At 44.3% G+C, this 6,464-nt stretch carries 6 protein-coding genes; 1 reads left to right on the forward strand and 5 read right to left on the reverse strand.

Annotation, left to right across the window (positions count from 1 at the left end):
* Positions 1 to 207: 207 nt before the first annotated feature.
* On the reverse strand, positions 208 to 2,664 hold the full coding sequence (locus ACNQ0W_RS22005; RefSeq protein ID WP_001232713.1) for an Ig-like domain-containing protein: 2,457 nt from the start codon (positions 2,662 to 2,664) through the stop codon (positions 208 to 210).
* Between the two features lie 372 nt (positions 2,665 to 3,036).
* Here ACNQ0W_RS22005 and ACNQ0W_RS22010 point away from each other — a divergent pair, with 372 nt between their 5' ends.
* A complete protein-coding gene (locus ACNQ0W_RS22010; protein ID WP_000966518.1) occupies positions 3,037 to 3,663 on the forward strand; it encodes a hypothetical protein in 627 nt (208 codons plus the stop codon).
* Between the two features lie 57 nt (positions 3,664 to 3,720).
* Here ACNQ0W_RS22010 and ACNQ0W_RS22015 read toward each other — a convergent pair whose 3' ends face one another.
* From ACNQ0W_RS22015 to ACNQ0W_RS22030, 4 genes are read right to left on the reverse strand one after another with little or no spacing between them, the layout of a single operon-like run.
* Entirely contained in the window at positions 3,721 to 4,002 is a 282-nt protein-coding gene (locus ACNQ0W_RS22015; protein ID WP_000535423.1) for a hypothetical protein, read from the reverse strand.
* Positions 3,989 to 4,432 carry a hypothetical protein gene (locus tag ACNQ0W_RS22020; protein ID WP_001805248.1) on the reverse strand — a complete coding sequence of 148 codons (444 nt, stop codon included), beginning with the start codon at positions 4,430 to 4,432 and terminating at the stop codon, positions 3,989 to 3,991. Before ACNQ0W_RS22020 ends, ACNQ0W_RS22015 begins: the two co-directional genes overlap by 14 nt.
* Before the next feature lie 60 nt (positions 4,433 to 4,492).
* On the reverse strand, positions 4,493 to 4,669 hold the full coding sequence (locus ACNQ0W_RS22025) for a hypothetical protein (protein ID WP_000070862.1): 177 nt from the start codon (positions 4,667 to 4,669) through the stop codon (positions 4,493 to 4,495).
* Complete coding sequence (locus tag ACNQ0W_RS22030; RefSeq protein ID WP_000096325.1) at positions 4,666 to 6,357, reverse strand: DUF4942 domain-containing protein; 1,692 nt, start codon at positions 6,355 to 6,357, stop codon at positions 4,666 to 4,668. The genes ACNQ0W_RS22025 and ACNQ0W_RS22030 overlap by 4 nt, the downstream gene beginning before the upstream one ends.
* Positions 6,358 to 6,464 lie beyond the last annotated feature (107 nt).

The following is a 6,464-nucleotide window of genomic DNA, read 5'->3' on the forward strand; positions in this document are numbered from 1 at the left end:
AGCTGCAATTTAGTGACGAGTTACTAGTCTGCCCAACAAGAGCAATGCAGAGAAGATATGTGGTGAAATGACCATGGTAGTGAGTCTAATCACTACCATGGTCCGCAGTAAGCGTTACTTACGCAATGAACGTCGGACTGATTTGCAACAACATGGGCTACGGCGCATCAGAAGACGGCCGTTGTGCTTCAGCAAAACAGCCCTGCTTTATTTTAATTCTTCAATGTTAATCATGAACTCAGATCTGCCTGTAAGGCCGGATACAGCAGGGAAAATAGGAAAGCTACGGCTGTCCCCGAGCCCCAAATCCAGTTGAAGCTCTTTGCTTTCACCTGGCATCGCAGAAACACCATTTACAGTCACGCCGAATGCAGCGTCCTTACGGACAGTAAGCACTGCGTCCTGAAGCCCTGTAGCGATTGAACCATCCTTTTTACGCAGCTGGCTGGCATACAGAACAGCCAGAGGAGTATTGTCAGATGTTTTGAGAGAAGCATTGACAGCTAAGGTTTTCAGATTCTCTAGCCTGACGAGATTGTTTGGAAGGTAGTTAAATTCGACTGAGCTTTCTTTAACGTTGTTCATCTCATCTTTGGCCTGAACTGTGAGAGTGTATGTTTCGCCTTCATTAAGAGACGGAAAGATCTTGGGATAATTAGGTGCATACAGGTTGTTTCCCAGATTCACCCAAGACAATTCCACCGCATCAGAAACAGGGCCACCGCGAAGAGTCATACGGCTTAAGGATGGTTTAGTTAGAGCATCGGTGAGCTGTATACGGACGTTCTCCAGCCCATATACTGTTACGTTTTTGCTGATCGGTTTTCCTTCGTAGCTAATACTTACAGATGGTGCTGTATTATCAACGACAACAGTTTGATAAGGGAGGTTACCGGTATTGTTGAATGTATCTTGGGCATTAATTACCACGTTATAACTGCCTTCTGGTACCTCTTTCATGTTGAACTCATACGTGTAGTTCCCAGACGCCATATTTCTACCTGTTTGTTTGCCGGTTACGCTTATTTCTGCGTTGTTACGGTTTTTATCTGACAACCAAACTCGATTTACATAAACATGGTCGAAATATGAACCATCTCCAGGTTGATTCACGTAAACCTGGAGAATGTTGGTGGTTTCAATGTAATCAAATCCAGTGACGGAGGGACCCAGTGTATGCCAGGCTATATTCTCCCATATAGGGGCAAAGAAGGTTGCTTCGGTGGTTGACCTTACTTCATAGCCACTATGAAGATAGCCGGTAGTGCCATTTATAATATCCTGGGGCAAAGAGACGGTACAGGTTGTTGAGCCAGCTGGAATACTGCATGTTGCTCCGCCAGTGATTTTTTGATCATATGGCCTAGCCTGTACATTGAACCGGATATTAGTAAGTTTTATAGGCATATCAGATGCCTTGAACAGGTTCCAGTTTACGCTGTTGAACCATGTTCCATCAGCCTTTTGTCGTTCTATGGGTGAACTTCCCCAAGCCGGACTCTTTACAGAGGCAGGATCCCAGTTGAGCCAGCTGGCATACTGACCAAGATCTCCTCCAGACCATTGATATGTATTCACAGGTCTATAGTAGTTTCCATCTAAGGCACCCTGTGGCAGCTTAACTTCCACGTAGACATAGGTGGCATCTTCGGAAAGGACCTGTACTCCGCCATAGTTATTGGTAATGCTCATGCCACCATTTCGATATGGCTTCCAGTTAGTTCTTGGGATACGTATAACCAACTTGTAGGGGTTTTCCAGCACTGTAAGGCCTCGTTTAAACGGGACGTATCCCGAAGAAATGCCGGGTACAACACTGGTGCTTACACGTGAGTCATGAACTGCAAATGGCGTAAATTCTCCCATTTGATCGTCATATAAAAACCGCTGGGGAGGAATGTTAAGCGTATTTCCTGCCAGGTCCGTAACGATGAAATTGAAGGTGAATTCTTCATCAAGATCACTTGAGGGCATGCCAGCCTGGGTGTTCATATCTTTAATCCACGGATAGAACGCACGTTTATTGGCTGTGTCATAACTCAGGTTATTGTCGGAGACCACAGAACCATTACTTCGTTTAATGACAAGACGGATCTTGGCAATTCCACTAGCATCCTCAATACCGTCTGCAAATATAGAAAACTGGCCACTACCGCCTCGGCCCAACTCCCAAAGTGGCCCAGAAAGTACCATGTCGTAACCTGCGTTTTGACTCGGATAAATACTCTTATAGCGTGGAGGAGTTGTATCAACGATGAAATGATAAGTAGATGTGCTCACTACAGTCTGGCGAATATCCAGAGTTTCATTGACTACAGTAAAGGTCCCTTCTCCGAGCGCCGGTAGAACCATATCCTTTCCATAGTATTCTGTTCCATCGGCAGCAACGATACGATCTGCAACGCTCGTTTTGGTCGAGACGGAGGAATACATAACCTTTTTATCGCTGTCTCGTGTGACCGTCACTCGCTCGTACCGATCAAGACCCGATATCAAGTTCAGAGTCAAAACACCAGCGGGATTAAGATATGTTTGTGTTGCAGGCTTAATATTCCGAACAGCCTTATTGGTATCTGTAAATGAGTAGCTAAATACCTGAGCATGTGCCGAAGATACAGTAGCAAGGGCAGTTGCAACCATGCAGCCAATTAGAGTTTTACGCATATGATGCTCCGGGAATAGGTTATAGCCTTATTCTACGGATTCAGCCTACAAGGTCCGGTCGGATAAAGTGATAATTTGCCTGTTAAAAGAGACATCAAGTGAGAAAGCAACCAACGTACAGAATGCAAAATGGCGGCAGTGCATCTGGATGACGCAAAAGTAACTTTTTGTACCCACTTTTTTGGATTTTAGCCTTCAAAATGAGTATTCAACCAATCATAAAAGTAACTTTTGATAGACGCTGCTCCTTTATGTTTGCCAATTGTGCTGATATGTTTTTAAATTCAAGGAAGCGAGATTTTAAAAGCATCTGTTGAGTCAAATTTATGTAAAATAACAGGGTAACCATCACTTCTAGGTTGAGGAAACCCAATGTTATACATGCTCTTATGCTGTTTTCTGATGCTCAACAGTACATTCGTTATGTTCAGAGCAATGTCTGCAATAAGTAAAGGATCCGCTAAAGAAAACCGGTCTGAAATATCGCTGATAGTCCTAGCAACACTTGGAATTGCATCACCATTCATTGTCGCAATGATTACTATTAATGAAAGTATGACATCTAAAACAGTAACAGATTTTTCTTTGGGTGCTCAGTGGTCCGGAATGGTTTCAGCGGTAGCGCTAATGGGGTTATATGCTCGACGCGTTTGGAAAGAGAAGAAGTCCTTATTTACTGGCGCTTTCCTGGCCTCTTCCTTAATGGCCTTTATTTTTACTGACAGCCTTGTTTTCGTATCCCAGAAGGACACCGGCGTTCTGGCTACTTTCGTACTCGATAAAAACGCTGGAGATATTGATTGTAGTCGCCCGGCTATGATTGTCCATTACAGTAAAGGTGTTCCAACGGACTGGCGTTGCCCAACCAGTATCATGTTGATGGCGTATTCTTCATATCCTTTTTTACCTTGGCCTGAGTATAGCCATGGTACCAGCCAGTCTCTTACGGTTGTTATTGATACATTTATGGAAAACGCTGTTAATCTCAGTCAAAAATAATAAATAAACCTCTCTAGTGAGAGGTTTTATAAACCTGAGCCACCAATCTAATTAACTCTATATTTTTGTTTTAGCTTTTTTAAAGGTAGACTTACCGAATAAAACAGCAATTATAGAGCAAAGGCCTGGCGTTAGGACAAAAGCTAATAATGCACTGCCAAAACTTGTCATTTCAGGCACCACGAACCAGCTGATAGGCCACGTCAGGGCAGGTAAATTTAGCGGATCATAAAGCGCATGTAGAGCGCTTAACACACAGTAAAGTGCTAAAAAGCAAACTAGATAAACAACGATCCACATTTTAATTTGCTCAGCAATTTCAAATTTAGGACTGCCCATGCTTTACCTCAGTGGCTGAATATTGATGGTTAATATCTTTAATCACCCGTAAGCACTTAGTGCATACCTTAGTTCGATTTGTCTGCTTGTCCAGAGTGTATTTAACTTCAAGTTGACCTCCAGCATTAAGCAAAGTGAGCATCTCATCTTCTAACACGCTTCGGTAAATGGTCTTGTCCGAGAGTGTGCCCGGTAACGAGTACTCAACATAATTGTTTGAAACTCTTACCGATTTAGGGATTTTACCACTGAGCTGGATTTCATTCGTTGAAGGCATTACAGTTACTTTAATCACAGTTGCCGGTGACCAGAAATCCTGATAACGCACTTTATGAATTTTATCAGCTCTAAGGCCTAACCACACATTTCCGGCGATAAGAACAATAAGCAATCCATAAACTGATCGTCGAATGTTACGCCTTTTAATCACAATGTCCCCCATCCCTCAAATATCATTCTAAATAACTGCACCAGGATATCATGAGCGTAATTAAAAGAATTCTTCATAACCGGGGTTTTCAGTTGAGTTTGCGGACTCTTTACTTTGCGGTTTCTCGCCCTCTATTTGAGTATCCCTGACAGGTTTGGATTTACCCATGCTCCTCTGAAAGGTATCCATAACAAACTCAATATCTTCTTCTGGCAGGCTGGTGGGTTGGTTGCTCATAGGACTTCCTCTTGTTGAATACGTTCGGCGTACAGGATGCGAACCGAAACGGTCGTGTTTTCAAACTCGTTCTCAAAAACGTCCATCCATTCCGTCCGGAATTCTTCCCCCAGAAGGTTATCGAGCCCCTGAAGAGATAATGGAAGAACGGCTGCTAGAGATCCCCCGGCTGCGAGATGAGATGCAGCTGCCTGGAGATGCAGCCTGGCCCGGTTATCGGCAAAAGGTGGGTTCATCACGACATAATCAAACTTCTTCTGTTGATTAGACTTAGACCATGTGAGGAAGTCAGCTTCTGTCGTATCGTATCCCTTAGCCCGGGAGATAAGGCAATTCAAAGTATCAAGCTCGATGCCAGTAACGATCACACCGGCAGGGAATGATTTAAGCAAATCCGCATGGCCAATATTAGGCTCCAGGAGGGTATCCCCTTCCCCTGCACCGAGCAGGGAATATACATATTCGCTGATTCGGCAAGATGAAGGGTAAAACTGATGCGATACAATATCAGGCATCTCCCCTATCTGGCCGATGTAACGAATAACCTCACACGGATCATAGGAAAATGTCACATCGTATTTTGTTACTGTTGCCCCTAAGAACCGAAGGGTGTCAGCGGCAACACTCGAAGATTTGCGTTCGGCGAGAGACCCTAAAGATGTCCAGCAACTCCATTTATTGTCCCCGTCATTTTTAAACATTAGTTCAGAAAGCTGCATCCGGGTATCAAAGTCGATGCACTGCTTAAGTACAGGGAATGCCTCCAAAGATTTCTTGCTATGAGCCATGCGGTCGGCAGGTAATGCCAGCGGTACGATAGCTGATAAAATATTGTTAAGCCGCTCGGCGATATCAGGGTGGACGTCAATATGCATTGATCCATTTTTGTAAACCCTGAAACGAATACTGTTGCCATCGATGCAGATCCATTTTCTGAACCCCTCATGTTCGACCAACGCCTCAACCAATGATTTGGTGTTATGGATCGCCTTCACCTGTTCGCCACGGAAGAATGCGCATATAACGCGGAGCTCGCTCAGTGGTGAAATGCCAGACTCTTTAAAATCCACCCTTAATTTCTGCCAGGGGTATTTAGACGGCTCGCAAACTCCGGTAGTGATCATGCGGGTGGAGAACCCAAAAGCTTTGTTTGTCTTATGACTGCGGCTCAGAGACTGGAAGACGTCGTAAACCCTTTCTTTAATAAATTGATTGCGGTCATTAAGCAAAGCAACGACTGTGCCTACTACAGCGTCAGCTGTGAAATCAGGGATCACCTGAGGCGGCATAATATAGCGGTCGGCCGTAAACTGCTTATCCCATTCGTTACGTTTGGCATCCGACATGATAGGCAAAACATCAGTGAGTGCCATAACGCGTTTCCAGTATTCAGATCTCAGAGCGTTTTCCGCGAACAAGGCATCCGCTTCAGAGATACTGTGGTTGTAGCCTGAGAGATAAGAATAAAGTTTCTGGTGATTGTGGGTTTTGAACTGGACAGCCATGTGTTTCAACAAGCAGAGTTCATCATTATAGGACTCAACAAGATCCGCGATAATGCCGAGCTCTTTGCGCATATCTGGAAGAAATGTTTCAGAAGAGCTAACCACCAGGCTATGAGAGGTTGTTAAAGCCAGTACGCTGTGACCTGCATTATCGGGTTTAGCTTCAGAATCAAGAGATGACATTTTACCGGTGACCTGCCCCCACGATTAGATACAACGCTCAGTTAGTAACGTCGGAATCTTCATTCTCAGAATGACCCTTTCTCCAGCCCGCTGCAAATTCAGACGGT

The organism is Enterobacter cloacae complex sp. 6730903 (assembly GCF_048283985.1).
GTDB classification, from domain to species: Bacteria; Pseudomonadota; Gammaproteobacteria; order Enterobacterales; family Enterobacteriaceae; genus Enterobacter; species Enterobacter hormaechei_C.

Coding starts and splice junctions, on each gene's coding strand:
- ACNQ0W_RS22015 (WP_000535423.1), bottom strand. CDS start 4,002: ATGGGCAGTCCTAAATTTGAAATTGCTGAGCAAATTAAAATGTGGATC.
- ACNQ0W_RS22010 (WP_000966518.1), top strand. CDS start 3,037: ATGTTATACATGCTCTTATGCTGTTTTCTGATGCTCAACAGTACATTC.
- ACNQ0W_RS22025 (WP_000070862.1), bottom strand. CDS start 4,669: ATGAGCAACCAACCCACCAGCCTGCCAGAAGAAGATATTGAGTTTGTT.
- ACNQ0W_RS22005 (WP_001232713.1), bottom strand. CDS start 2,664: ATGCGTAAAACTCTAATTGGCTGCATGGTTGCAACTGCCCTTGCTACT.
- ACNQ0W_RS22030 (WP_000096325.1), bottom strand. CDS start 6,357: ATGTCATCTCTTGATTCTGAAGCTAAACCCGATAATGCAGGTCACAGC.